Here is a 26,899-nt window from a genome sequence, read left to right on the forward strand (position 1 = left end):
CCATGCCGCCGCCCATGCCGCCGCCCATGCCGCCGCCCATGCCGCCGCCCATACCGCCGCCCATACCGCCGCCCATTCCACCCATAGTCTTTCTCCTGATTAAGTTAATGTTAAGGTTTAAAAGTTAAGGTACAACTTGTTTGGGTGACCGAAACGTAGGTTATCGGATTACAAAAAAAATCACCCACACAGCTGCAATTATGGCTTGCAAAACGAAAAATTCAATATCTAAGTTTGTTAACTTATTGATCAACAATGTATCCCTTGTTTATAAATTCCCAATTAAACTAGTCGGTTAGAGTGGAATTGGCGTTGCAGTTACTGTATTTTGCGCGAAAATGAATAAAATGTATGCGAATCGCTCAAAATAGGTGTCTACGTAAAAGGCTGGCTTTGAGAATGATATATGAAAATCATGTTAGCATTTGAATATTAATGATAAATATCAATTTTCTAAATGGCGCAATTTTTGTGGTGCAAATAAAATAGGGAATACATAGGTATAAAATAATTAAAACTAAGTAGGTATTTTGTGTAACTCACAATTTCTCTAAAGTTTTTTTTCGCCTTCTTGAAATTTTTTAGCCATAATGGCATGAGTGTTTTTCTTTAGAACCAGTCGACCGGTATCTCATATAATGATAAAAATTGCTGCTGCTTTCTTATTACTTTCAGGTATTGCCAGTTTAACCTATCAAGTGGCGTGGGTACGCTTGTTGGGCTTGAGCATGGGTTCCACCAGCGCTTCCATCAGTACTGTGTTAGCCGCCTTTTTTCTCGGCTTGGCGATGGGCAGTTATTTGGCGGAACGTATTACTCGCAACAACATCGATAGCCTGAAAGTTTATATTTATTTAGAAGTCGTAATTGGTTTGGCCGGGCTGGCGCTGTTACCCATTTTGCTAAATCTGGACTCCTATCTGGCTGCGGCGCAACTGGGTTTGACTATCCCCATCAAGTTTGCTTTGACCATGGCCTTACTGATCATACCCACCATATGTATGGGGGCGACTTTCCCGGTGATGGCCTCCTTGCTGATTCGAAGAAATCACGAGGTGGGTTTACGCATGAGCCAGTTGTACAGCCTGAATACAGCCGGAGCGGTGTTGGGTGCAGCTTTGGCGGGGTTTGTGTTTATTCCCAAATGGGGACTGGATGGTGCGGTCTACATCGCATTCTCCATCAATATGCTCATTGTCATTGCAGCGATCTACCTCGACAGGACCTTGAGCTTGCCGCCGTTGGAAGTGAAGCCATCTGATGTTGGTGAAGAAGACGCGCGTGGGGAAGCTCCCTTTCGTGGTCGTGCCTTGATTGTATTATTTGCTACGGGCTTGGTGGCAATTGCCAGTGAGGTGGGTTGGACCAAATACCTATCTATTTTTACCGGAACAACGATTTACGGCTTTGCTGCAATTCTCACTGTGTTTCTCATCGGGATTGCGGCGGGATCCTGGGCGATTAGATCGCATTTGGAGAAGATTCAACGGCCGGATGTGTGGATGGCCTTGGGTTTGCTGCTCTTGGGAGCGTCTCTATTGTTAACTCGGGCAGGTCTTGCGGTGATTCCTCCCTTGTACAGTGCGGTGAATCATCTGCCGGGCTCGGTTGCCAATACAGTGAAATATACCTTGGTTTTTCTTTTACTGTTTCCGCCTACCTTTATATTCGGTGCCTTGTTTCCCTTAAACCTAAAGCTGTATTGCGGCAGCTTGCATGGTGTTCGTACCCGCATTGGTCGAGCTTACGCGGTTAATACCGTGGCCAGTATTTTTGGTTCGGTTATGGCCGGATTCTGGATCATACCGCAGTATGGTACGGATGCTTTGTTAACGGTAGTGGCGATTTTCGTATTGCTAATACCCTTATTATTTGTGCCAACATTTGCCCGTGCGGCGCCACGTTATGCCATTCCTGTGATCGCCGTATTGCTGGTGTTATCCAACTGGGTGTTTCCCCACATCAGCTATAAACAACTCATTAAGTCGGTGCAATACAAGTATGATACGGACGCACTTTCCGGGCGTACACCGGAAGTGGTGTATATTAAGGAGGGTAAAGCCGGGGTCATCAGTATGGTGTCTTACAATGGGCGTCATATGAAGTTGCAAAATAATGGCTTGAACGAATCCCTGATTGACACCGAAGATGAGCGCAATGTGTTGCTGGTGGAAACTTTGCTGGGATTGGTGCCGTATATTTTGGCGGAAAACCCTAAGAATGCCTTTGTGGTGGGGTTTGGCGGGGGAATTACCACCCGTTCTTTGACCTTGACTCAACTGGAGTCCATTAAAGTCGTCGAGTTGGAGCCCGCCGTTGTTGAAGCCGGACGTTTTATTGCCAAAGGTGAAATAGCCGCATTGAAAGATCCGCGAGTGGTGTTGGAGTTTAATGATGCGCGAAACACACTGCTTTTGGAGAATAACCGCTATGACATCATTGTGGCTCAACCCTCACATCCTTGGTTGGCGCGTGCGTCTACAGTGTTTACCCAAGAGTTTTTTCAAATCGTGGCAACCCGCTTGAATCCGGGTGGGGTTTACGGTCAATGGGTGAATCTGTTTAATATGGATGCCACCACCTTAAAATCCCTATTCAATGCGTTTTATGGCGTGTTTGAACACGGGGTGGTTGTCGCCAATATCAGTTCCGGTGATCTGATTATGTTGGGTAGCAAACACAAACTTGTGTTTGATTATGATCGTATGTCGGACCGCATGGCGGAGCCCAAGGTTAAAGACGCATTAAATTTTAGAGAAATTTATGAGCCGCAGGATTTGTTCTGGTATTTCAGCTTAAGTCGGGATCAGGCTCTGCAGGCGGCAGCGGGCGTGGAGGCTAACAGCGATATTAATATTTTTTCCGAGGTGCGTTTGTCTGCATTGCATGGACAACCCAAAGGTGAGGAGGATCCCTATGGGTTTTTAAGAGAGCATTATCGCTTGGCAATTGCGGATTATTTGAATGGTGATGTGACGCGGAAGCTCTATGCGTTTAGCCGTAGAGTCTATGGTTGGAATGAGCCGGAAATGGCAATGCATGTGGCCAGACAGCTGGATTCCCGCGACGAAATTCTGGCGCGCGCGGTGCGGTTTGAAAACGTGTGGCGTACCGGAGATTTGGTGCAAGCGGAATCACAATTTGCAGAACACGAACAATGGTCAGACGACAGTCTCAGGTTATACGCTATGATGTTGTCGGATTACGGTAAAGTGGAAAAGGCGCTGGAAGTTATTGCCCGAATTCAAGATGTCGGTATTCGCAATGCCATGCGTGCCTGGTACTTATATGAACAGCAACAATGGACGCGTTTGTTGCGTTTGAAAACCACCAGTGCAGATGAGTTGAGCTGGCAGTTGCAGGCCCTGGCTCGAAAAGACTTGCTGAAAGCCGGAAAGCGCATGCTGGAAATCAAAGATAATACCTGGTTAACCATACCACACTACCGTTTGTTGGCTCGGTATTCTGCTGCCATAGGTGATACAGCCAATGTGACCTTGTATTCACGACGGATGTTAAAGGAAGTGGACGCGACTGTTAAACGTTTATCTCTATATGTTGAGACGGCGTTGAAGAATGAGCACGTACAGGAAGCGGAGCAGCTTTTGGGTAAGATTGCTCTGTTGAATCCTGAAGCTAAAGAAATCTTAAATCTTAAATCGCTTATTGCCAAAAAGCGCGAAAACTTAAGCAGTCTTCAGGCGAATAACTTCAAATAGCATAATCCAATCCCTGGTAGGGTGGTGTTCCGACCACCCCAAGGCTGTAATTTCCTCTTCGGTTTGTGTCAATATCGACCCTTCAGGACTCTGTTTCTTTTTGCCGCATTTGTAATGGTCAACACCGCCGGTGTTCAGCGTTCGCGCCTTCGGGATCGATTTGCGGGATGGCGCATGCTATCCCGAATGCTATGATGACTCTTTGTTGTAAATTACGTTGTTGTAAATTACGTTGTTGTAAATTACGTCACTCCTAAACGGTGAGGTAATGGTGTCTGGTAGTGTTCCTGTATCTATTCTCTCCCACTGTTTTCTCCGGCCCTTAGCGGTTTTGCAACGGTTCACGCTTGTAGGTCTCGCGGATTAAAATGGCGCGTTATGAAATGAGTATGTAAAGCGTAACCCGCCACCCGGTGGGGTTACTGAGTGTTAAAGCACCATCGTTGTGCAGCTGAAAACTTGCAAAGATAAAATGTGTTCACGCTGAATCGTTGTATAAATGGTTTTGTGAGAGTGGTGGGTTGTGCTTTATTATCGTTCAAATTTTGCTCAGATGTTAAGAGTAAGCTGAACCAAAACTGAAGGGGTTTTATTGCTTGATTGCTTGGTGCTTTATTAATGTTTACGTTACAGATAGAGAACTGTTTTTAAATAAGGCATGACATCAAGCGTTTAGTAAGCTTAATAAGATAATTCTTAAATTCTGATTTACAGATTTGTAACAGTGCTGTTACTTGCTTGCTCTGCGCTAATTTAAAATAGATCTAAATATGATGTGTGGATTCGTCGTTTGTCCCATCGTCGTTTTTCCATATACACAGGACTTGTTTGTTCGACTTTAAACGTTGACATGATATGCGAGATTGGTCTAGCATCTTGGGCTTATTAAATAGTCGACTTATTTAATAAAATTTTTTTTAATAAGAATATACTAATATGCAGAAGCGTACTGAACATGGAGACGCATTCGAATTATTAGAGTCGCTCTCTGATGGCGCGGCAATGAGGACGGTCTTCACGTCTTATGTTAGTGGTTCAAGTAAAGGGCGGGTGAAGGCAATAGGACATTACTGGATACAATAAAAACGTGGGGAGAAATTCTAAGTCACACTGGTTCGTTTTAAGCAAACCATCTTGAATTGTTAATAATAATACGATGGTGAGCTCGCAGAAGTGCTGCACAGGTATTCGTGTTTGGGGAAGCAGGGAATGCAGGGTCTACGCAGTTAGCGTGAAAAAAATGAAACGGGCGGTGCTGTGAACATCAATTGCTTTAGTGGCCACAACCGGATTTACGATGGCTTAAAAGCAGTGATGAATAACTAATCTTTGAGCTTGTTTAAATACAGGATTTTTCGTTGGGTTTAACACCTTTCGAGAAACCAGTGGCCTGTATTGCTTGGCGCTTAGGTAATGTGCGAAGCAGGAATACGCTTTTAAAGAGGTTGGTTTTGGCTTTCCATAAGGGTACGGTTTTGGGCTGATCATAGTGATCTGGTCCTGTAAGTGTGATCTGACTTCGAGTTGGATACGGTAGGGTTGCTGGAGAAACCTCCCGGACTGCGGGTGCGGGAAGTTTGCAAGTTTAGTTTGTAGTTTGAGATCGTGCTGGTACGCGTAGCGCAAAGTGCAAATTAATACGAATTGAAGAGTTGGATGCTAATAAAAATAGAGGGTTGAGATGGCAGTAAACAATCGTTCAAATAGTTCATGGAGACTGATTAAACAAAAGGTGCCGTTACATCCTGGGCGCGATTGCGACCGGTTGAGATGGTTTGGGCACAGAGGTTTAACAGTCGCATTTTTGTTTGGTTTGATGTGGCTGGTGCCAGTGGTGGTATCGGCGGGTGAACCGGTACCTCCGGGTGGCAGTCACAATGGTGAAGATGTCCCTCAGCCTATTGAGTTTCCCCATGACGTTCATGTTAAAAAAGACGGAATCAATTGCATGTACTGCCACACATACGCCAGACGCAGTAAGGTGGCAGGTATTCCTCCCACCAGCAAATGCATGGGTTGTCACAAGCAAATCGCAACAGATAAACCACGCATTCAAAAACTGACAGAGTACTGGACGAAAAAACAGTCACCGAACTGGAAAAAGGTGCACGATGTTCCGGACTTTGTTCACTTCACGCATGAAAAGCATTTAAAGAAATTCGTTTTTGACAGGGATTTCCCCGTGGAAAACGTCAAGGAAGTGTGCGCGTTTTGTCACGGTGATGTTGAAAATATGACCGTCGCCAAAAAAGTTAAGCCGCTCAATATGGGTTGGTGTAAAAGCTGTCATGAAGCTAACGGTGGCCCCGGCGATTGCTGGAAGTGTCACAAATAGAGCGAGTGCGGTTTTAAAAAGGCATTTGAAAGGGCCGGTATGATTGGGCCTGAAACTGAATTAAACGGGTAATATTATGAGCGGAACAATCAATCGAAGAAGTTTTTTGAAAATGATGGGCTGGGGCGGTGCTGGAGCTGCGCTCAGCGGTTGTGACCTGCCAACAACAGTCACCTTAGAAGAAGGTAAGGAAGATGTTGTTTCTTATCTTATGCCGGAGGAATATGTGATACCGGGTGTGGGCGTATGGTATGCATCCACCTGCACTCAATGCGCTGCTGCCTGCGGAACCCACGGTCGCGTACGTGAAGGACGCGTTTTGAAAATGGAAGGTAATCCGGTGTCTCCCCTAAACAAGGGGAAACTGTGCATGATGGGGCAGGCCGGTGTACAGGGGCACTATCATCCTGACCGAATTACCGAGCCGCAGATCCGCAAAAACGGCAGTTTAACACGGGTTAGTTGGGATCAGGCATTTGCTACCATTCAGGAAAAAGTGGGAGCCGCCGGCGAGAAGGTTGCGTGGTTTACCGGAAGCATCAGTGGCCATCAAAAGGTTTTACTGGATAATCATCTGGGTGCCTTGGGCTCCAACAACCATTTTGTTCATGAAGTGTTGAATACCGCGGTATGGCAAGCGGTAAGTAAAGATATGCTGGGTGATGCCAGTCCCAATTTACGCATCGATAAATCGGATTTAGTGTTGTCGTTCGGTGCTGACTTTTTGGGAACCTGGATGAGTTCTCCAGTGCACTTTGCCACTCAATACGCCAAATTTCGCACCAAGAAAGAACGCGGCATGCTGGTACAGATTGAACCAAAAATGACTTTGACCGGCGGTAGTGCTGACTGGTGGTTGCCGTCCAAACCCGGCAGTGAAGGTTTGATTGCTTTGGCCTTGGCCAATGAGCTAATCACCACTTACTCCAAAGATACAACGGCATTGAGTGATGAGACGGTAGCTCTGATTAAGCAAAACGACGTGGCCTCTGTTGCAAAGGCGACGGGAATGAGTGCCGAACAAATTAAGAAATTGGCTGCCTTGGCTGCGCGTAAGAAAAACGTGCTGGCTCTGGCGGGAGCGCCGGTGGAAGGTCACACCAACGGATACGCTGCAGTATCCGCCATTATGGTGTTGAACGTGTTGTTGGGCAGCGTGGGTAAAACCATCGAATCCGGCGGGGCGTTTCCCTTCGCGCAATTACAAGCGCGCAGTGGTAATAGCGGGGATTTACTTAGATTTACTGAGGCTGCCAAAGCATCCAAGCTGGACGTGGTGTTTTTTCATGGCAGTAATCCCGTGTACAGTGCGCCCAACAGTGTCGGCATGGAAGCGGCGTTGAAAAACGTTGGGTTAAAAGTGGCTATCAGCCAATTTAACAACGAGACCACGGCAATGGCCGATGTGATTCTGCCGGAGTCCTCCTATCTGGAAGACTGGGGTACCCATGTTGGTTCGCATCAGGCAGAACAAAATGTCATAGGTATGCAGCAACCCCTTATGGAAAAGCTCTATGAAAACACCAAAGGCTTGGGAGATGTGTTGCTTGCTCTGTTGAAACAGGCGAAGCAAGCCGAGTACGGGCAATACGCAGATTATTATGCGTATTTACGCCACGCCTTTAGCAGCATGCCTGCGTCTTACAAATCGGACCCGGCTTCAGACGAGCACTCCTGGAACAATGTATTGGCTAATGGTGTGATTAACGTTGAAACCACAGATCAGCCCCTAAGTGTCGCTAAAGTGGCTTTAAGCGCCCCTGCGATATCGGCGGATGATTCTCAATATCCATTGCACTTAGTGCCTTCCGGGCGTTTGGGCTTGTGGGATGGGCGTCACGCCAATCTTCCTTGGTTGCAGGAAGCTCCGGACCAGATCAGTAAAGTGGTGTGGGATTCGTGGGCAGAGTTGCACCCCAATACGGCTAAGAAACTGGGAATTAAATCCGGAAATATTATTAAGGTGCAATCCAAACAGGGTGAAGTAAAACTTAAAGCCGTGTTGCTGAAAAGTACACACCCGGATGTCATCGCTATTCCTATGGGGCAGGGTCATACCGAGTACGGTCGCTATGCTACCGGTCTTGGGGTGAACCCCTTAAAAATTCTGGCCACGGAAACCGAGTCCAAAACCGGAGAGTTGGCCATGTATGCAACACGAGTCAAAGTTAGTAAGACTAATGATGATGATGTGGTGGTGAAAATGGGAAGCAGCGATACTCAAATGGGACGTAAGTTTGTGGTTACCGTACCTGTCGCTCAGGTCCGACGTACGGAAGGAGTGTAAGCGATGTCATTGAGCAATGTTTTAAACAACTGGTCGGAATTTAGAAAAGGTGCCGAGGAAGGTGGGCACCATAAATACGAGCATAAATGGGCAATGGCCATTAACCTGGATTTGTGTATTGGCTGTAACGCTTGTTCCACAGCTTGTTACGCTGAGAACAACCTGGCCGTTGTAGGTAAAGAACGTTTCGAAAAAGGTCAGGCTATGCACTGGTTGCGGGTCGAACGTTATTGGGATCAATCCGAGAAAGAGTTTCCGGAGCAGGGTGCCAGTTATTTGCCTATGATGTGCCAGCAATGTAATTCAGCCACTTGTGAGCCGGTGTGTCCTGTGGCAGCAACCTATCACACGCCCGACGGGCTCAATGCACAAGTTTATAATCGTTGTATCGGTTCACGTTATTGTTCCAATAACTGTCCGTTCCGTGTGCGTTATTTTAACTTTTATTCCTACTACGAGTCTTCCTGGCCGGAGCCACTGCATATGCAGTTAAATCCGGACTTAACGGTACGCGACAAGGGCGTTATGGAGAAGTGCACTTTCTGTATCCAGCGTATTCGTACCGCAAAAGACAAAGCCAAAATGGAAGACCGTAAAGTGATTGATGGCGAATTCCAAACCGCTTGTGCTCAAGCCTGTCCCACATCTGCCATAGTGTTTGGTGATTCTATGGACGAGAACAGTCAGGTGAGCCAGTTATGGAAAAAACATGAAGTGAAAATGGGTCTGTACAAGCAGAATAAAACCGAACCGCAAAAACGCGGCTACCGGATTTTTGAGGAGCTGAATGTGGATCCTTCCATCATGTATTTGGAAAGGGTGCGGGAAGAAGCCTAACTTTTTTCAATTCGACAATAATGCAAAAAATGGTGAATTGTTGTTATGTCTATGATTAACGAAAAAGATATAAATGAACAAATTGCGTGGGCAAAGATTAATGCCGATGTCCTGCGCAGTATGGAGAATCCTCGCAAGGCGTACTGGATATCGGTTGCTGTGTGTCTGGCCATGCTGGCCTGTGCAGTGGTAGCGGAAATTTATCAGTATCAGGTGGGGATGGGGCCGGCGAACTTAAATAACCCACACATGTGGGATATGTATATTGCCTCCTTTGTATTCTGGATTGGTATGAGCCATTCGGGAACCTTGCTATCGGCTATATTGCATATTATTCATGCCGACTGGCGTAAGCCTATTTATCGGTTTGCCGAGGCCATGACCACGTTTTCACTCATGACGGCAGGTTTTTTCCCGATTATTCACATTGGTCGTTTGTGGAACATGTATTGGGTGTTACCGTATGTCAGCGACAGGGGGCATTGGCCTAATTTTCGCTCCCCACTGGTATGGGACGCGTTTGCAATCAGTACGTATTTGTCAGCGTCTATGTTGTTCCTGTTTGTGGGTATGATCCCCGATTTGGCTATTTGTCGAGATAACGCTAAAGGCTGGCAGAAAAAATTGTATACAGCCCTGTCATTGGGATGGAGCGGTACTGACCGGCAATGGCGGAACTTCCGTAAAACCTATATGTTGATGGCGTGTTTCCTGATTCCTCTGGCTGTATCGGTGCATTCCATCGTATCGTCCGACTTCGCCATGTCCATCATGCCCGGTTGGCACGTGACTACCTTCCCACCGTATTTCGTGGCCGGTGCTTTGTATTCCGGTTGTGCGGCTATTATCACCTTGTTTGTATTGTTGCGTTATTACTTCCACTTTGAGGAGTATATGACCAAAGCGATTATGGAAAAAACCTGTAAGCTGACTTTTGCGATCGCCATGGTTTGGACTTATCTGAACCTGGTGGAGTTCGCTTCTGTGTGGTATGGCCATGATATCTACAACAAAGAGTTGCTGATTGCCAAGGCGGTTGGACCCTATGCCTGGGTATTCTGGACCATGATTTTCTGTGGTTCCATCTTACCGTTTGCGCTGGCCGTACAAAAACTGAGACGTCACATGCCCACCATGTTCGTGGTATCCCTGGGATTGAACGTAGGTATGTTTTTTGAGCGGTGGATGATTGTAGCGCCTACCCTGTCCATGTCGCATAACCCGCATCAGTGGGATGTTATGTGGGGCAGTATTGTCGAATGGGCTATCGTATTTGGAAGCTTTGGTTGGTTCGGGTTGTTGTTCCTGGTGTTTGTAAAAGTATTTCCCTCCGTATCCATGTACGAAGTGAAAGAAATGGTTTATCACCGTCGCAGACATTTAGTAAATGAGGGTGCAGCCAAGAGTTTGCATCGTAGAGCAAGTGATGCAAAACCATCTGAACCTGGTGTGGAGGGTGCGTAATTATGAAACGGCATAGTGTAATGGCCTTGTTTAGTGACTTCGAAGAGGCTTTTGGAGCAATTTCCGATATACGCCATGCGGCGGTTCCTGGAATCGGTGTGGATGACGTTACTTTAAAGTCACCCATTGAACATCCGGAGATTGAAGAAGTATTGGGCGAACGCCCCGTACATATTCAAAAACTGACCCTGTTCGGCGCGTTGTTTGGTTTAATCTTTGGGTTTTTCTTTCTCTCTGGTGCTCAAGCCACTTTTTTGGTTCAGCCTCAGGGAGGGAAACCGGTTATCCCTTTACCATCCAATTTTGTCTTGATGTATGAGATGCTGATTTTCTTTGGTGTGTGGATTACATTCTTTTCATTCCTGTTTCTATCGGGTTTGTTTAAGAAACGTCATCCCCTCTACAGTGAAAATGTAAGTTTGGATCAGATAGGCGTCCTGTTGGAAGTGGACGAGGACAAGCTGCAACCGTTGAAGGATTTGTTTAATAAGCATAAGGCGGTGGAAATTCGTGAAGGGGTGTTGGAATGAAGAAGTTTAGTCTTGTTTTCGCGGCTGCGATGTTGCCGTCTGTGGTGTTTGCGTGGCCATGGTCTACCGACATGATGAATCAGCCCAGCATTAAACCCCAGGAAGGCCAAATGCGGCCATTTCCAAAACGTTCCGTTCCGGTGATGGGAATACCTACCAAGGTGAAAAATCGGGATGAAGCAGAAACGCTGGCTAATCCCATTGCGGTCGGTGAGGCCTCACTGAAAAAAGGCCGAACGCTGTTTCGTATCTATTGTGCGGCGTGTCACGGACTTACCGGTAAGGGTGATGCACCGGCGGGGGTGTTACTTGGTGCAGCGGATTTAACCCAGGATTATATCCAGCAGTACAGTGATGGCCGACTCTGGGGCACTATCACCTTTGGTAGCGTGATCATGCCTGCTTATGGTGTGGTTACCGAAGAAGGCGGCTCCAACGATTTGTCGGTGGAAGAGCGTTGGCATGTGGTGAATTACCTTAAGAATGCCTTGCGGCAGGAAAAATAGACGGGGCCGGATATGTACTTGGCAGTTCATTTAAATTCAGAAAAATAGGGGTAGAGGATCAATGGAAGGTTTTGGTAGTTGGTCGATATTGACCACAAACTTTTTAGTCGTGCTGTATCTGGCACTGGCGGGTGTAACATTTGCGGCGATCCTTCATTTGGTCAACGGCAAATGGCGCTTTCAAGTCCGGTACTACGCCGTGGCTTTGGCCGCCTTGTTTCCCTTGGCATTTATTCTGCTGATTGTTTTATTGATCGGCGGTGAAAACACATTTCAATGGTTGGGGCATCATGATGGCGGCGGGGAACACCATCTCAATGGATGGCACAATTATACGTTCTTAGTGGCGCGACAAATTTTGGGCTTTTTGGCAGTGGCGGGTTTCTTCGCACTGTTTATCAAGTATCAATATTTGACCAGCACCACTGACTCCTATGAAGTTCATCGCAAGTTTCGTAATATTGCGTTGACCATACCGGGTGTGTATGTGCTTTACGGCACCATGGTAGCGTGGGATTTTGAAATGACAATGATTCCCGGCTGGCACAGCGCCAGTTACGGTGTCTATCAGTTCGTGAGTATGTTTCATGCTTTTCTGGCGTTTTTTGCCATCATGCTGTTTTTCCTCAAACGGTCCGGAAAAATGAACCGTCCCATAGAGCCTTTTGTGTTTAACTTTTTAGCGCAAATGATGCTGGCTTTCACCATACTGTGGACGTATTTCTACTTCACCCAGTATTTGATTATGTGGTACGGACGTCTACCGGAGGAAATGACTCGCTTCCATTCCATGATGCAAAATGACTTGGCGCCAATTTGGTGGACCTTTCTGGCACTGAAGTTCATTATTCCTTTTGTCACCTTTGCTACATGGACCGATAATCGTCATAACCCCTACGTGATCGTGATGGTTGCCACCGGATTGTTGGTGGGTACATGGCTGGAGCGTTATACTTGGATTTCCGGCTCGGTGGATCCTAAGTTCTACCACATTCCCATGACTTCCATTATGGATATCATAGTAACAGTGGTTATCGCCGCGGCAGGTTATGTCTCGGTTAAATGGGCATTAAACCGTTACGGTCTTATTAGAGCCTGACCGAGCACTCAACTCGACTGAGTAACAAAAACCCCGCATCGCGGGGTTTTTTTTGTCTCGTGGAATAGCAAAACTAATTTATACCGTTGCGGTTCAGGAATTTTGCATAGGATTTGTCTTTAGCAAGAATGTGTTCTGTGAGCCAGTTTTTTAAGTATTCCAGCGTATCGGAACAAAGCGTGGGGTTGTCTCCCAGTTCTTGGATAATGGATTGTGCTTTAAGATTAAAAGCATCATTGTGTGATTTGTATTCAGGCAATTCAGGAAACTCCAGACGCTGAAACATTTCCTCTTCAGCAATGAAGTGGTTCATGGCATGCTCCAATAATTGAAACAGCGCATCGCTGATCCGTCCTTGATCCGGTGGGGACTGTGTTGCCATACTGTGCAAATGATTCACGCCATTCATCAATTCCCGGTGTTGTGAATCTATAAATTCAATGTTGACCGCCAAATCATCTGACCACTGTAGCAATGCCATAGTAACGTCCTCTTGTTATTTTGGGTGGATTTGTCGGCCCCCTCGGTTTTAGGCAAACAAGCATGCGGCAGCAATTTATATGAAGGGGGCTTTGTGTTTTTGCTTATCGGCAGGGGAGAGGTGATCTTTGGTTGAATCTTAAATTTTATTTTAGATTTTGCAGCAACTTCGTTACATCGATTTGCTCGGAGATTATTGCGCCATGAGAAGACGTCTAACGTGTTGAATTATTGACTGTAATTCCTTAGAAAAAGAATAGGCCAAGCTTTAATCGCATTAGCTTATCATAATATTAATAAATTAATGGATGCATATTGGTATAAATCTGCTATGCTTTGCACCTGTATTTTGGTCGCCGGGAGTGAATTTATGTTGAGAATACAAAAGGCTGGATAGGCGATGAGCGAGGAAATCGATAAGAAAAAACGTCGGATTTTGCTGGCCGCCGCGGCCGCTATGGGCGGGGTCGGTGGTGCATACGTTGCCACTCCTTTCATTCTATCAATGGATCCCAGTGCCAAAGCTGAAGCGGCAGGTGCCCCGGTCGATGTTGATATCAGTAAACTGGAAGTCGGACAGCTAATGACGGTGGAATGGCGCGGTAAACCCGTCTGGATTCTTCGTCGCAGTGAAGCCATGCTGGATAGTATGAAGACTCTGGATTCCGATTTGCGCGATCCTCAATCGAATGAACTGACTCAGCAACCCAATTACACCAAGAACCCTCATCGTTCTTTAAATCCAGAATTTATGGTTATGATCGGGATTTGTACTCACTTGGGGTGTGCTCCGACCTACCGTCCGGATTTGGCTCCCGCTGATTTGGGCGCCGCTTGGAAGGGCGGGTTTTTTTGTCCCTGCCACGGTTCACGTTATGATCTGGCTGGCCGGGTCTATGCCGGGGTACCGGCACCCTCTAATTTGGTGGTACCGCCGTACCGTTTTGTAACAGGAACCCGTTTATTAATCGGTGTGGATCCGGAGCACGCATAATGCAAAACTGGTGGTTAATCAGTCGTGAATGGCTGGATGCTAGATTTCCCGTTACCCAATTTTGGCGGGATCATTTATCTCACTATTACGCACCGAAGAATCTGAACTTTTGGTACTTCTTCGGTTCTTTGGCGTTGATGATGCTGGTGATACAACTGCTCACCGGTATTTTCCTGACCATGAATTACAAGCCCACCGCCGATACAGCCTTTGCATCGGTGGAGTACATCATGAGAGATGTGAAATGGGGATGGTTGATACGATATATTCATTCTTCCGGCGCTTCCTTTTTCTTTATTGTGGTGTATTTGCACATGTTCAGGGCGTTGCTGTATGGGTCATACCGCGGGCCTAGAGAATTGCTGTGGGTGTTCGGGATGTTTCTGTTTGCCCTATTAATGGCAGAGGCGTTTATGGGATATCTGTTACCTTGGGGGCAAATGTCGTTTTGGGGTGCGCAGGTGATTATTTCACTGTTTGGAGCCATACCTTACATAGGCAGTGATTTGGCTCTATGGATTCGTGGTGACTATGTGGTAGCGGACGCCACATTAAATCGATTTTTCGCCTTCCATGTGATCGCTTTTCCGCTGGTGTTGATTATCCTGGTGGTGTTCCATTTAACCGCGTTACATAAAGTGGGCTCTAATAATCCTGACGGAATTGAAATCAAAAAGCATAAAAATGAAAAAGGCATTCCCATTGACGGAATTCCGTTTCATCCATACTACACCATTAAGGATATGGCGGGAGCAGTAGCCTTCTTGTTTTTGTTTGCCGTAGTTATTTTTTACGCGCCGGAAATGGGTGGCTGGTTCCTGGAAAAAGACAATTTTGTCCCAGCCAATCCGTTAAAAACACCTGAGCATATCGCGCCACTTTGGTACTTCACTCCGTTCTACGCCATCTTACGGGCAGTGCCGGACAAGTTTTTGGGCGTCATGTGTATGGGGGCGTCCATCGCGGTGTTGTTCCTGTTGCCCTGGTTGGATCGCAGTCCCGTGAAGTCGATTCGCTATAAAGGTTGGATTTTCAGAACGGCGCTTGCGCTTTTTACGGTCAGCTTCATTGGCTTGGCCTACTTGGGTACGGTGCCCGCAACACCGCTGGCCACGCGGTTCTCGCAGCTATTCAGTATTTTGTACTTTGCTTTTTTCCTATTAATGCCCTTCTATTCGCGCTGGGATAAATGCAAGGAACCACCGGATAGGGTGACCAAGTAATGGGTGTTCAATATAAGAGTTTTGTGGTGTTGGGTGCCTTACTCCTGGTATTGCCGGGCATGGCGCTTGCTGCCTCCAAGCTGACTTTGGATAAAGCGGATATCGATCCTTTGGATAAGGAATCTCTACGTCGCGGTGCACAGTACTTTGCCAATTACTGTTTCAATTGTCACTCCATCCAATTTATGCGCTATAGCCGAATTGCCAAGGACTTGCAGCTCACGGAAGATGAAGTGTCATCCATGATGATTTTCACCGGGGCGAAGGTGGGCGATCCTATGAATGTGGCTTTGTTGCCCGACGATGCCAAGCGTTGGTTTGGCACAACGCCTCCCGATTTGTCGGTGGTGTCTCGTTCACGAGGAGTGGATTGGATTTATACCTACTTACGTTCGTTTTACCGCGATGATTCCCGTCCCTGGGGTGTTAATAATGCGGTCTTTAAAGACGTGGCTATGCCCCATGTATTATGGGAATTGCAAGGACTACAGGAAGCCGTGTACGGCAGTGTTACTACCCCGGACGGCGTGGAGCACAAAGTGATTGCCGGGCTGAATCTGGTACAAAAAGGTCAATTGGCTGCCAAAGACTACGATGCGGTGGTAAGAGATATCGTCAATTTTCTGGCTTATGTTGGCGAACCCACCAAAAACACACGATTAGCATTGGGCAAATGGGTGTTAATTTTTCTTGCTATGTATTTTGTTGTGCTGGTATTCCTCAAAAAAGAATACTGGAAAGACATCAAATAAATCTGCTATTTTTATACTAATCAAATAGTTGTAATGGATTTGGGGCAATTCTCAAATTTTCATGTATAATGCGCGGTCACTTCCAAATTTTCCGTTAACGTAGAGAGGGATAGATGGCCGTTATCGCCAATAGAAAATCTGTCATGACTCTGTTTTCCGACGCTTCGGATATACACTCCCACAGAGTTCGCATTGTACTCGCCGAAAAAGGCATTAACTTTGACGTAGTTTACGTCGATCCTACTAACCCGCCGGAAGACTTGTTGGAATTAAGTCCCTATGGCGCCGTACCAACACTGGTAGATCGTGATCTGGTGTTATACGACTCTCACGTCATAATGGAATATTTGGATGAACGTTTTCCTCACCCGCCATTAATGCCGGTAGATCCGGTGTCTCGCGGCAGAACCCGGATGACCTTGCGTAGAATCCAAAAGGATTGGGATTCCTTGGTGGAAGCGATTCAGAACCCGAACAATCCGGATCCGGCGAAGTCCCGCAAGGAATTGGCTGAAGGCCTGACTGTGGTCGCGCCGATTTTCCAACAAAAACCGTTTTTCATGAGTAGTGAATTTTCTTTAATGGATTGCGTGGTTGGTCCTATATTATGGCGCTTACCCAAATATGGAATTGAGCTGCCCGGTAGTGCCAAACCGGTATTGGACTATGCCAAACGTTTGTTTGAGATGGATTCCTTTAAGGCCAGCTTGAGCGAAGTCGAAAACGAAATGCATTTGTAACCGGTGTTTTTTTCGAAGCATGAGTTCTGAGAAGAAAATGACCAGTAGTCGTCCTTATCTACTAAGGGCGATTTACCAATGGATTGTGGATAATGAAATGACACCGTACCTGCTGGTGGATGCCACAGCAGAAAATGTGCACGTCCCTGCAGAACACATTTCCAACGGAAAAATTATCCTCAATGTCTCGCCCTCGGCCGTGGTCGGTTTGGATATGGGTAATGATGCTGTGGTGTTTAATGCACGGTTCAGTGGTAAGGCGATGCAAGTGACCACTCCGGTGGTTGCCATTCTGGCCATTTATTCCAAGGAAAACGGGCGTGGTATGGTGTTTACGGAAGAGGAAGAACCCACTCCGCCCACCACTCCCGATGATGATCCAAAGCCGAAACAGCCTAAACTTAGAGTCGTAAAATAATGTTGGAGGTCATCCAGGGTGATATCACCCGCCTGGATGTGGATGCCATTGTCAACGCAGCTAATTCCAGTCTGTTGGGAGGCGGCGGTGTGGACGGAGCGATTCACCGTGCTGCCGGGTCGGAGTTGTTGGCGGCCTGTCGCCCTTTAAACGGCTGTAAAACCGGTCAAGCCAAAATAACTCCCGGATTTAAATTGCCGGCACGCTGGGTGATACACACGGTCGGTCCCATATGGCATGGTGGCGGCCAGGGAGAAGCGGAATCGTTGGCATCCTGTTACCGCAATAGTATCGCTTTGGCGCTGCAGCATTCCTTAGCGTCCATAGCCTTTCCTGCCATCAGCACCGGTGTTTACGGATACCCCAAAGCCGAGGCCTGTAAAATCGCTTTGGACACACTAAAACCCTATGTGGAGCAAATACGTATAGTTTTGTGTTGTCACGGGGATGTGGATTATCAATTGATTCGAGATACAGCGGCACGTTTGGCTTAGTCTATTTTTTTGCTCTCTATTCTTTCTTCTCTCTCTTCTCTCTCTCCGTCTCTTTAAAACCACCTGATCACTGACCGAGGTCAGTGTGTTTTAAGCCAAATCGCGCTATGGTTTTTGTAGTCCCCAAGCACTCTTCCCCGAGGTGTATCATGAATCCGTTTCGACTTTGTCTACTCGCGCTGGTCCTGGTTTTTGGGGCACCGGCATGCGTGGTAGATCCCATTCCACGGCCACCGCTGCCGCATGAATTGCACGATTATCATTTTTATCCCAGTGTTGGGGTTTATTTCGATGTGGTGACCGGGTATTACCATTACCGTCGCGGTAATGTCTGGGTTCAGGTGGATGTATTACCGCCGGGCTTTGTTCTTAACTCACACGACCGGGTGATTTTGCAGCTGGGGCCGCATCCGCATAAGAGGTATGGTGAGCACCATAAGAAATACCGCAGTAAGCGTTACGATAAAGACCATGATGCCGATCGCAGGGAACGCGAAGAGAATAATCGAAGGCATAAGGAGCATAAGCATCGGAGGTGAGACGCGTTATTGTTTTGGTTGGTTCTTTTAACGGTATCTGTTCTAGTTAACTGGATTGAATCTTTTTTACATATGGTTGCCGGGAACTCGCCCCGGCGGGCGAGGTACTTTTTTTGCTCGGCCAAAAAAAGTACCCAAAAAAAGCCGCCCGCCGGGGCGGGACCCGGCAAACATATTTAAAAAAGATTCAATCTAATTGACTAAAACTGATTTCGTTAAAAGAACCAAACCCAAAAAAGCTAACCCCCCCCAAAAAATCGCTCCCTCAATTTTCCCCACAAATAAACTCCTAAGTAAACCACCCCCCCCCATATTGCCCCATACAAATGCGAATCCACGATCACCTTACCCCCGGCACTGGCCTCGGAGCCGGGCAGAGGACCGCTAAACTGCTCGTAAGCCAATTTGGCGCATACGGCCAGCAACAGCCCGGTACCGCCCCAGCGGGATTTCTCTATATCGGCTAAACAACCCAGTATAAAAAAGGTATGCAGAACGCCTGAGAGGCCGACATACCAATGCAGTTCCGGGTTGAGCCACAGCAACATTGCGCTGACGCCCAATGAACCCAGCAGAAATGCTAAGATCCAGACTCGATTGGGATAGTGGGCGCCAAACAAGGCCCAGATCAGGCCTAAGCCCAGCAAGTTCATGAATAAATGCGACCAGCCCAGGTGAGCTAAGTGAGCGCTGATCAGACGCCACCATTGACCGTCCAGAATCGCTTCACGGTCGTAACGTAGGCCCAGCTGCAGCTCTGAACCAATAGCCGCGATTAAGGTCACAATCAACGCAAGGGTAATGGGAGTGATATAATATCTTACTGTTTGCATTCAACTGGTTTGATTAATATGAAATGTTGCCTGTTGGAACAGGATTTGCCGACAGTCTAACGTGTTTGTTTGTGCTGATATAGTGTTGGATGCTCGTTGCAAGTTGAGTGCGTATAAGGTGTGGTTTTGGGTTGAACCGTACTGGTTGTGAAATTGTTCCGTGGTTTGCCATTGCGCACACTGCTATGATGGCGAGCGGAGTGCCGCCTGAATCGTGAAATATAACTAATTGAAAAACAATATAATTTGGAGAGTGATGTGAACATGCAAAAACCCATTGGAAATTCAAAGCTGCGGTTGTCGCAGGGTTTTACTTTGATTGAAGTCATGGTGGTGGTCATTATCCTGGGGATTTTGGCAGCCATTGTAGTGCCCAAAGTCATGGACCGCCCCGACGAAGCGCGTCGAGTTAAGGCACAACAGGATATTCGGGCCATTGAAAGTGCTTTAAAAATGTACAAATTGGATAATTTTGTCTATCCCTCAGCGGACCAAGGGCTGCAAGCGTTGGTACAAAAACCCGGCGGGACTCCGGAGCCCAAAAACTGGAAACAATATATGGATCGCCTTCCCAAAGATCCCTGGGGTGGTCAATATCAGTATTCTGATCAGGGTGTTAAAGGCGAAATCGATATTTTCTCCTACGGTGCTGACGGGCAGCAGGGTGGCGAAGGGCCCAATGCCGATGTCGGTAATTGGGATCTGAATTCCTGATCAAGCCGCCGTCATCCGCTGGTGACGTACGCCATCCTTGTATGAACAGACCAGTCTCCAAACTCAGGTGCTATGATTTTAAGGGCCATGGTTTTATAAGTCATGGTTTTATAAGTCATGGTTTTATAAGTCATGGTTTTACGAGCCATGGTTCCAAAAATCCTTTTAAGAGTTACAGCGTTAAGAACCGCGGTTTTACGCTTATCGAAATGTTGGTGGTGGTTCTGGTTATCAGCATTATTATCACCTTTGCCAGTTTATCCGTGGGGCAACACGGCGACCGTACTGTCGAAGAGGAGGCCAAGCGTATTTACTATTTGTTGGGTCTCGCCAGTGAGGAAGCGGTGTTGCAAGGCAGTTCCATGGCGATGTTGATTCGCAAGAGCGGTTATGAGTTCGCCAAAATCGAAGGCGATAAACTGGTGCCCATTAAGGACTCGGTGTTTCGAAAACGTGATTTTCCCGATGAGTTGCGCTTGGAACTGGAGTATCAGGGGGAACCGGCCTCCTTTGAGGACGATAAAAACCCGCCTCGGGTTTATGTTTTTTCCAGCGGTGAAATGACCGAGTTTACGCTGAAATTGAAGTTTTTTGATACCGAGCCCTATACGGTACGGGCTAACTTTTTGGGGCAAGTGCGTTTGGTTGCCCCCGGAGCTGAGGACGGTTCCGATGTCTAGAATTTCACAGCAAAGGCGGAGCAAGGGATTTACTTTGGTTGAGGTGCTTATCGCCTTGACTATTATCGCCGTTGCCTTAGCCGCGATAATCACCACCGTGTCCGCCACAGTGCGTAATTATGGATTTTTGCAGGAAAAAACCTTTGCCCATTGGGTGGCGATGAACAAAATGGCGGAAATACAGATGATGCGTCAGTGGCCTTCGCCGCGCTCTACCCGGGGTAGTATGGTGATGGCTGAGCATGAATGGTTTTGGGAAATGGATGTGCAAAACACGGAAGATAAAACCGTTCGAAAAGTGATAATCCGCGTCAAACTCAAAGAGGATGATGAAAACAGTGTCACCAGCCTGACCGGGTTTGTGGGGCGGCCGACATGAGTCTGGGTGAAGATTTCGGGAAATCTCTCAACAGTAATCGCGGTTTCACTTTGTTGGAGCTGCTTATTGCCGTCATGATTTTTTCGCTCATGGCGGCAATGGCCTATGCCGGATTGAATAATGTCTTGGATCAGAGCCAGCGTACGCAGGAGTTTGCAGAACGGCTGACCCGCCTGCAGAGCGCATTTACCTGGTTGGGTCGGGATATTGAACAAACCATCGATCGGGGCATTCGCGACGAGTTGAGTGTTGAGGCCGATGCCTTAGTAGGGAATCAGCTGGGAGAGTACCTGTTGAGCTTGACTCGAACCGGTTGGCTAAATCCCAATCCCAACGCCACTCCCAGAAGCAGTATGCAACGAGTGGCCTATACCCTCAAGGATGAGCAGCTAATACGCAGTATTTGGTATGTCCTGGATAGAACTCAGGATAGCGAGCGCTATGACATGGTGTTGCTGGAAGATGTGAAATCTCTGGAATTTCGCTACTTGGATAGCAAACAGAAATGGCATAGCTCCTGGCCTCCGGATACGGCCATTAATCCGCAAACCGGAGCAAAAATGCCCTGGACTGCACCGGCTGGGGTAGCGGTGCAATTGGAAACCAAGAGTTTCGGTAAGATGGAGCGCTGGTTTCGGGTTCCCGGTGCATGATGGGAAAATCAATTCGCCTGCGGCAGCAGGGAGTGGCTTTGATTACCGCCATTTTGGTGGTGGCCCTGGCTACTATTGCGGCCGTAGCGATTCACAACAAACAACAACTCAATATGCGCCGTACGGAGAACTTGGTACACGCAGACCAGGCTTATCTGTATACCCTGGGGGGCGAACAATGGGCGTCCCAATTTTTGTTGAAGGACACGGATATGCAAGTGGACCATGGAGCGGAAGACTGGGCCACACCTTTGCCACCCATTCCGGTTGAAGGTGGCAGCATTAGCGGTTTTATAACCGACGCCAGTTCCGGTTTTCCCATAAATACTTTGGTGGATGCCACCGGTGCGAAGTCGCCATTTCATGTAAAAGTATTTCAGCAGTTATCGGAACAGATTTTTGAAAACAATCCCGGCGTGGCTAACCTGCTGGTGGATTGGTTGGATAATAACAGTGATGTAACACTGGGTGTGGGAGGTAACGGTGCTGAGGATACGGATTATCAGAACTTGCAACGTCATCCATTTCGAGCCGCTAACCGGCCGGTGAGCAGTGTCAGTGAATTAATGTTGATTTTGCGCATGTCCGAAGATGCGGCTAATCTCCGTAATGACTATGCCGCAATGTTTCCCAAGTCCGGCCCGCCACTGGTGAATGCTCTGCCTGGAGATGCAACGATTAACATAAACTCTGCCAGTCAAGTGCTGCTGACCAGTATGGTGCTGGCTGTGACGGATGTGGACCAAACCATGGCGCAGGATATTGTAGCCAAAGTAATTACGAAAAGAGATGAGGAAGCAAAAGATTTCAAAGGCTTGAAGGATCTTACGGTGCTTCTGGACGAGTTGAACGGGCAATTGCAAAATAAGCTGAAAAACCCTGATACCAATCCCACTGGCGCATTACAGGATGTCCATAAACAGGATATCGAAGCCTTAAAGAAGCTATTGAGTACAGGCAGCAAGTACTATCTGGTACAATCTCAGGCAAAAATCGGTCGGATGGAAATGACCTTGATGAGCCTGGTCAAACGGGATCAAAATAAAGTTACCACCTTACGTCGTGGTTTGGGAACTCTGTAAATGAAACGCAAGATTTTCATAAAAATACCTTCTAATTTTGCTGCCGAGGGTCAGAGCCGTCTGGCCTGGGTGGTACAGGAACCGGGGCAAATGCCCGGACCGCTGTTTTATGGTGATGCGGCCACGGCGTCCAATCATGCCACTGCTTGTAAGGTCATTGTGCTGGTGTCAGGGTTTGATATTCTACTCACGGATGTGGCTTTACCCGTGATGAACAAGCAACGCTTGACCAAAGCATTGCCCTTTGCAATGGAAGAGCAGTTGGTAAGCGATCTGGACTTGCTGCATTTTGCCACCGGCCGACGTACTGCGACTGGAACGATTTCGTGCGCCGTTTTGGAGCGCACTGTACTGGAGAGCTGGTTACGGAAGTTCAAGCAAGCCGGGTTGCATCCGGATGTGATTTGCAGCGAGGCGGAACTGTTGCCTTATGAGGAAGGTAACTGGAGTGTGGTGGCGGACACAGGGGATTTGGGGGAGCTCAGAATATCATTGCGCTTGGATGAACAAAAAGCGTTGACGCTGGATCTGGAAAACCTGCCTCATTTTCTTGCCGGGCAGTACGAAGCCTTAGATGACGAACAACGACCCGAAAAGCTCAGTTTGGTTTTAACTGAGGACCAATCCAACCGTCAAACCTTGATTAGTCTGGATGACGCCATTTTGGTGGATGGATCGGAACCTACGATCGATCAGCCCGCGGGGGTTCATAACGGTAACGCTATTGCCCAGGAAGTGTTGCAAGAGCTAAAAGAATTTTGTAAAAAACACGATATCGCCTTTGATTTTACTCCCAGTGAGCAATCGCATCTTTCTGTATTGGCGCAACAGTATGAGGATGGCCGTGTTACCAATTTACTCCAAGGGGAGTACAGCCGTAGTGAGCAATTGGGCAAAATGCTGCGTCCCTGGCGCGCCGCCGCAGCGGTGCTGGCAGCTTGGATGTTATTGCAGAGCGGCTTGTTTGTCAGCGAGTATCGACAGTTGGCCAGTGAGGAGCAGGAACTGAGAAATCAGATTACGCAGGTTTTTAAACAAGCTTTTCCCGAAACGAGATCTATCGTAGATCCCAAGTTACAAATGGAAAAAGGCTTGCGTCAATTACAACAGGGCAGTGTCACTAACGTCAGTCTGTTTTCCTTGTTGTCCCAGGCCGGCAAGATTTTCAATGAGACTCAGTCGGTCACATTAAACAGCATACGTTTTGACGGCGGTAAACTGGATGTGGATATTCACATCGCCGATTTGGAGTCCCTGGATAAATTGAAAGCCCGGCTGATTAATGAAGCAAAACTGGAAGTGGACATCGTCTCTGCATCATCGCGGGACCAGAAAGTGGAAAGCCGTTTACAATTAAAACAAAGTTCATAGCGGTCTAAAAAAGTATTTAACGGTCGGAATGAGTCATGGATCAATACATCGAACAGATTACCCAGTGGTTTAACAGCAAAGAGCAAAGGGAACGGCAAATTCTTGTTGGCGGCGTCGTCAGTGTGGTGTTGTTGCTCCTGTATGCTATGGTGTGGGATCCCATTGTGGGTGGTAAAGCGAAGTTGGAACAACAAGCCGAGCAAATGCGTCGGGACCTCACCTGGATGCAGGAACAGGCATCCAAAGTCAGAGTGCTCAAGGCCGGTAGCGCGCCGCTTGGGCGGATACAACCGGGCCAGTCTTTGCTGGGAATCATCGACCGTAGCGCCAAATCCAGTCAACTGGGCAACTCCGTTAAACGGGTAAAGCCTGACGGTGAGAACAAAGCCAGGGTGTGGTTGGAGAATGCCAATTTCAACGACGTAATTCGCTGGGCGGAAAGTTTGAAGCGCAGCTACAACGTGGAAATTGAGTCGGTTTCAATTGAAAAAGAAGAACAAGCGGGCTTAATATCAGCCCGATTTGTATTCCAGGCAGCAACGCAATAGGACTTGGATGAAAACGTACAAATATATCATTATCGGGGTGGTGAGTTTTTTCTTTTTTGTCATCGCCGGTTTGCCTGCCGGCACCGCATACGGTTATTGGAAGGAATATCTAGGTAAATCCGTACCCGTTGAATTACAGGATGTACACGGCAGTTTGTGGAACGGAAAAGCCGGGCAAGTCAGAATACAACGGGTACAGTTGCAGCGGGTGCAATGGGATTTTTCCTTTTTTAGTCTGTTAACGGGTAAGTTGAAACTGTATCTGGATTTTGGTTTAAAGGAAGGGCAGGGCAAAGGCGCCATTGCCAAAAGCCTGTTTGGGGGGGTTTCTCTGCAGGATGTTCAAGCAGGTTTATACCTAAAAGACGTGGCTCCCATGTTGGGTTTGCAATCCTTGAGCCCTGCAGGTGTTGTGCGGCTCAATCTGCAAGAGTTGCAAATCGAAGACGGTTTTATTGTCTCCGCCGAAGGTAATGCTATTTGGCAGAATGCGGAGATTGCCCTATTTAAACCGCTGCAATTGGGTACCTTGGAAATTGAAGTCAAGCCCGATGAAAATGGCATCAAAGGTGTGCTCAGTGATAAAGGCGGTCCCTTAGAGGCTCAGGGATTGCTTAATCTTGATACCGAAGGTAAGTACAATCTTAATGGCAGTGTTCGTGTGCGTGACCCGTTGAAAACGGATTTGAATTCCGCCATCAATGCCATGGGCCGTCCGGGGGCCGATGGAAAAATTCCGCTGAAGTATTCGGGAAAGATGCAGGCCTTGCCATTGTAATTCATGTTGAGGTCTGGTTTTAGAGGCAAAAGAACTCGGCCCGATCATGATAAAATAAAATAAAAACAATAAATTACACTCCCCCATACCCGTCTATTCAATAAAATGCTAATATACATCCTCCTGAAATAATTATTATCAACCAGTTGGAGTTCACATGGCCTTCGATAAAATCAAAATCCCTACCGATGGTGAAAAAATAAGCGTTAACGCGGATCATTCTTTAAGTGTTCCCGCCCGTCCCATTATTCCTTTTATTGAGGGTGACGGTATCGGTGTGGATGTGACTCCGGCGATGCGTACGGTTGTGGATGCTGCTGTTGAGAAGGCCTATGGTAGCGAACGTGCTATCGCTTGGATGGAAGTGTATGCCGGCGAAAAAGCAGTGAAGACTTATGGCGGCGATACCTGGTTGCCCGAAGAAACGCTGGAAGCTGTTAAGGATTATGCCGTATCCATTAAAGGCCCTCTGACCACTCCGGTAGGTGGCGGTATGCGGTCTTTAAACGTGGCGCTGCGTCAACTTTTAGACTTGTATGTGTGTCTTCGACCGGTGCGTTATTATGACGGTACCCCTACCCCCGTTAAAGAGCCGGAAAAGACCGACATGGTTATATTTCGTGAGAACTCAGAAGACATTTATGCAGGTATTGAGTGGGCGGCCGGTACTCCTGAGGTGCAAAGGGTTATTCAGTTTCTGCAGGATGAAATGGGTGTGGACAAGATACGTTTTCCCGAGACTTCCGGTATCGGAATCAAGCCCGTCTCGCGCGAGGGCACGGAACGTCTGGTTCGTAAAGCCATTCAATATGCCATAGACAATGATCGTTCCTCCGTCACTTTGGTGCACAAAGGTAACATTATGAAGTTTACCGAAGGGGCATTTAAGAATTACGGTTATGAATTGGCGAAGAAAGAGTTTAATGCGGTAGAGATTGATGGTGGTCCTTGGTGTCGTTTTAAAAATCCGAAAACGGGCAATGAAATTGTGATCAAGGATGTTATCGCGGATGCGTTTTTACAGCAGATTTTATTACGTCCAGACGAGTACAGTGTGGTCGCTACCTTGAATTTGAACGGCGACTATATTTCGGATGCCTTGGCAGCCCAAGTAGGTGGCATTGGCATTGCTCCCGGTGCTAATCTGTCTGATACGGTAGCCATGTTCGAAGCCACTCATGGCACGGCTCCCAAGTACGCCGGTCAGGATAAGGTCAATCCCGGTTCGGTCATTTTATCAGCAGAAATGATGTTGCGACACCTGGGGTGGATAGAAGCGGCCGATTTGATTGTCAAAGGTTTGTCAGGCGCCATATCCGCCAAAACAGTGACATATGATCTTGAGCGTTTAATGAGCGGTGCTACCCTGGTGAGTTGCTCAGGATTTGCCAAGGCGATTATTGATAATATGTAGGGGGCAGTTCACCAATGACCTTATGAGTTG

26 protein-coding genes are annotated in these 26,899 nt (G+C 47.4%); 24 read left to right on the forward strand and 2 right to left on the reverse strand.

Features of this window, described 5'->3' with window-relative positions:
* Nucleotides 1-638: 638 nt before the first annotated feature.
* The 8 genes from OEY58_14855 (at nt 639) to OEY58_14890 (ending at nt 12,777) form a co-directional block, all read left to right on the forward strand.
* Nucleotides 639-3,719 carry a fused MFS/spermidine synthase gene (locus OEY58_14855; protein ID MDH5326734.1) on the forward strand — a complete coding sequence of 1,027 codons (3,081 nt, stop codon included), beginning with the start codon at nt 639-641 and terminating at the stop codon, nt 3,717-3,719.
* A gap of 1,816 nt (nt 3,720-5,535) precedes the next feature.
* A complete protein-coding gene (locus OEY58_14860; protein MDH5326735.1) occupies nt 5,536-6,054 on the forward strand; it encodes a cytochrome c family protein in 519 nt (172 codons plus the stop codon).
* Nucleotides 6,055-6,130: 76 nt separating this feature from the next.
* Nucleotides 6,131-8,341: a molybdopterin-dependent oxidoreductase gene (locus OEY58_14865; GenBank protein ID MDH5326736.1), complete on the forward strand. Its 2,211-nt coding sequence runs from the start codon at nt 6,131-6,133 to the stop codon at nt 8,339-8,341.
* Between the two features lie 3 nt (nt 8,342-8,344).
* Nucleotides 8,345-9,178: a 4Fe-4S dicluster domain-containing protein gene (locus tag OEY58_14870; GenBank protein ID MDH5326737.1), complete on the forward strand. Its 834-nt coding sequence runs from the start codon at nt 8,345-8,347 to the stop codon at nt 9,176-9,178.
* 45 nt (nt 9,179-9,223) lie between these two features.
* Nucleotides 9,224-10,642: a polysulfide reductase NrfD gene (nrfD, locus tag OEY58_14875; GenBank protein ID MDH5326738.1), complete on the forward strand. Its 1,419-nt coding sequence runs from the start codon at nt 9,224-9,226 to the stop codon at nt 10,640-10,642.
* A 2-nt stretch (nt 10,643-10,644) separates the two neighbouring features.
* The gene (locus OEY58_14880) at nt 10,645-11,172 is read left to right on the forward strand and encodes a DUF3341 domain-containing protein (GenBank protein MDH5326739.1); all 528 of its coding nucleotides are present in this window, start codon (nt 10,645-10,647) and stop codon (nt 11,170-11,172) included.
* Nucleotides 11,169-11,678 carry a cytochrome c gene (locus OEY58_14885; GenBank protein ID MDH5326740.1) on the forward strand — a complete coding sequence of 170 codons (510 nt, stop codon included), beginning with the start codon at nt 11,169-11,171 and terminating at the stop codon, nt 11,676-11,678. The genes OEY58_14880 and OEY58_14885 overlap by 4 nt, the downstream gene beginning before the upstream one ends.
* A gap of 61 nt (nt 11,679-11,739) precedes the next feature.
* Nucleotides 11,740-12,777, forward strand: coding sequence for a hypothetical protein (locus OEY58_14890; GenBank protein MDH5326741.1), 1,038 nt, complete (start codon nt 11,740-11,742; stop codon nt 12,775-12,777).
* A 73-nt stretch (nt 12,778-12,850) separates the two neighbouring features.
* Here the strand turns inward: OEY58_14890 and OEY58_14895 are convergent, their stop codons facing one another.
* Nucleotides 12,851-13,258, reverse strand: a complete 408-nt coding sequence (locus tag OEY58_14895; protein MDH5326742.1) for a bacteriohemerythrin — start codon at nt 13,256-13,258, stop codon at nt 12,851-12,853.
* Between the two features lie 399 nt (nt 13,259-13,657).
* Here OEY58_14895 and petA point away from each other — a divergent pair, with 399 nt between their 5' ends.
* The 7 genes from petA to OEY58_14930 all read left to right on the forward strand — a co-directional run bounded on the left by petA (nt 13,658) and on the right by OEY58_14930 (nt 18,417).
* Nucleotides 13,658-14,251 (forward strand): ubiquinol-cytochrome c reductase iron-sulfur subunit, encoded by a 594-nt coding sequence (gene petA, locus OEY58_14900; protein MDH5326743.1) that lies wholly within the window; start codon nt 13,658-13,660, stop codon nt 14,249-14,251.
* A complete protein-coding gene (locus OEY58_14905; protein ID MDH5326744.1) occupies nt 14,251-15,474 on the forward strand; it encodes a cytochrome bc complex cytochrome b subunit in 1,224 nt (407 codons plus the stop codon). Before petA ends, OEY58_14905 begins: the two co-directional genes overlap by 1 nt.
* Nucleotides 15,474-16,226: a cytochrome c1 gene (locus OEY58_14910; GenBank protein ID MDH5326745.1), complete on the forward strand. Its 753-nt coding sequence runs from the start codon at nt 15,474-15,476 to the stop codon at nt 16,224-16,226. The genes OEY58_14905 and OEY58_14910 overlap by 1 nt, the downstream gene beginning before the upstream one ends.
* A gap of 113 nt (nt 16,227-16,339) precedes the next feature.
* A complete protein-coding gene (locus OEY58_14915) occupies nt 16,340-16,966 on the forward strand; it encodes a glutathione S-transferase N-terminal domain-containing protein (GenBank protein MDH5326746.1) in 627 nt (208 codons plus the stop codon).
* Nucleotides 16,967-16,985: 19 nt separating this feature from the next.
* Nucleotides 16,986-17,384: a ClpXP protease specificity-enhancing factor gene (locus tag OEY58_14920; GenBank protein MDH5326747.1), complete on the forward strand. Its 399-nt coding sequence runs from the start codon at nt 16,986-16,988 to the stop codon at nt 17,382-17,384.
* Nucleotides 17,384-17,878: an O-acetyl-ADP-ribose deacetylase gene (locus OEY58_14925; GenBank protein MDH5326748.1), complete on the forward strand. Its 495-nt coding sequence runs from the start codon at nt 17,384-17,386 to the stop codon at nt 17,876-17,878. The genes OEY58_14920 and OEY58_14925 overlap by 1 nt, the downstream gene beginning before the upstream one ends.
* Before the next feature lie 149 nt (nt 17,879-18,027).
* Entirely contained in the window at nt 18,028-18,417 is a 390-nt protein-coding gene (locus tag OEY58_14930; GenBank protein ID MDH5326749.1) for a hypothetical protein, read from the forward strand.
* Between the two features lie 239 nt (nt 18,418-18,656).
* Here OEY58_14930 and rrtA read toward each other — a convergent pair whose 3' ends face one another.
* Entirely contained in the window at nt 18,657-19,250 is a 594-nt protein-coding gene (rrtA, locus tag OEY58_14935) for a rhombosortase (GenBank protein MDH5326750.1), read from the reverse strand.
* A 264-nt stretch (nt 19,251-19,514) separates the two neighbouring features.
* On the opposite strand from rrtA, the gene gspG reads away from it, so the two are divergent.
* From gspG to icd, 9 genes are all read left to right on the forward strand, one after another.
* On the forward strand, nt 19,515-19,964 hold the full coding sequence (gspG, locus tag OEY58_14940; GenBank protein MDH5326751.1) for a type II secretion system major pseudopilin GspG: 450 nt from the start codon (nt 19,515-19,517) through the stop codon (nt 19,962-19,964).
* Between the two features lie 41 nt (nt 19,965-20,005).
* Nucleotides 20,006-20,644, forward strand: coding sequence for a type II secretion system minor pseudopilin GspH (gene gspH, locus OEY58_14945; GenBank protein MDH5326752.1), 639 nt, complete (start codon nt 20,006-20,008; stop codon nt 20,642-20,644).
* The gene (gene gspI, locus OEY58_14950; GenBank protein ID MDH5326753.1) at nt 20,637-21,023 is read left to right on the forward strand and encodes a type II secretion system minor pseudopilin GspI; all 387 of its coding nucleotides are present in this window, start codon (nt 20,637-20,639) and stop codon (nt 21,021-21,023) included. Before gspH ends, gspI begins: the two co-directional genes overlap by 8 nt.
* Nucleotides 21,020-21,676, forward strand: a complete 657-nt coding sequence (gene gspJ / locus OEY58_14955) for a type II secretion system minor pseudopilin GspJ (protein ID MDH5326754.1) — start codon at nt 21,020-21,022, stop codon at nt 21,674-21,676. The genes gspI and gspJ overlap by 4 nt, the downstream gene beginning before the upstream one ends.
* Complete coding sequence (gspK, locus tag OEY58_14960; GenBank protein MDH5326755.1) at nt 21,673-22,758, forward strand: type II secretion system minor pseudopilin GspK; 1,086 nt, start codon at nt 21,673-21,675, stop codon at nt 22,756-22,758. Before gspJ ends, gspK begins: the two co-directional genes overlap by 4 nt.
* Complete coding sequence (gene gspL, locus OEY58_14965; GenBank protein ID MDH5326756.1) at nt 22,759-24,129, forward strand: type II secretion system protein GspL; 1,371 nt, start codon at nt 22,759-22,761, stop codon at nt 24,127-24,129. It abuts the gene before it with no gap.
* A gap of 35 nt (nt 24,130-24,164) precedes the next feature.
* The gene (locus OEY58_14970; protein MDH5326757.1) at nt 24,165-24,677 is read left to right on the forward strand and encodes a type II secretion system protein M; all 513 of its coding nucleotides are present in this window, start codon (nt 24,165-24,167) and stop codon (nt 24,675-24,677) included.
* Between the two features lie 7 nt (nt 24,678-24,684).
* Nucleotides 24,685-25,455, forward strand: a complete 771-nt coding sequence (locus OEY58_14975; GenBank protein MDH5326758.1) for a type II secretion system protein N — start codon at nt 24,685-24,687, stop codon at nt 25,453-25,455.
* 157 nt (nt 25,456-25,612) lie between these two features.
* On the forward strand, nt 25,613-26,869 hold the full coding sequence (icd, locus tag OEY58_14980) for an NADP-dependent isocitrate dehydrogenase (GenBank protein ID MDH5326759.1): 1,257 nt from the start codon (nt 25,613-25,615) through the stop codon (nt 26,867-26,869).
* Nucleotides 26,870-26,899 lie beyond the last annotated feature (30 nt).

This window comes from Gammaproteobacteria bacterium (assembly GCA_029882975.1).
GTDB lineage: Bacteria > Pseudomonadota > Gammaproteobacteria > SZUA-152 > SZUA-152 > JAJDNG01.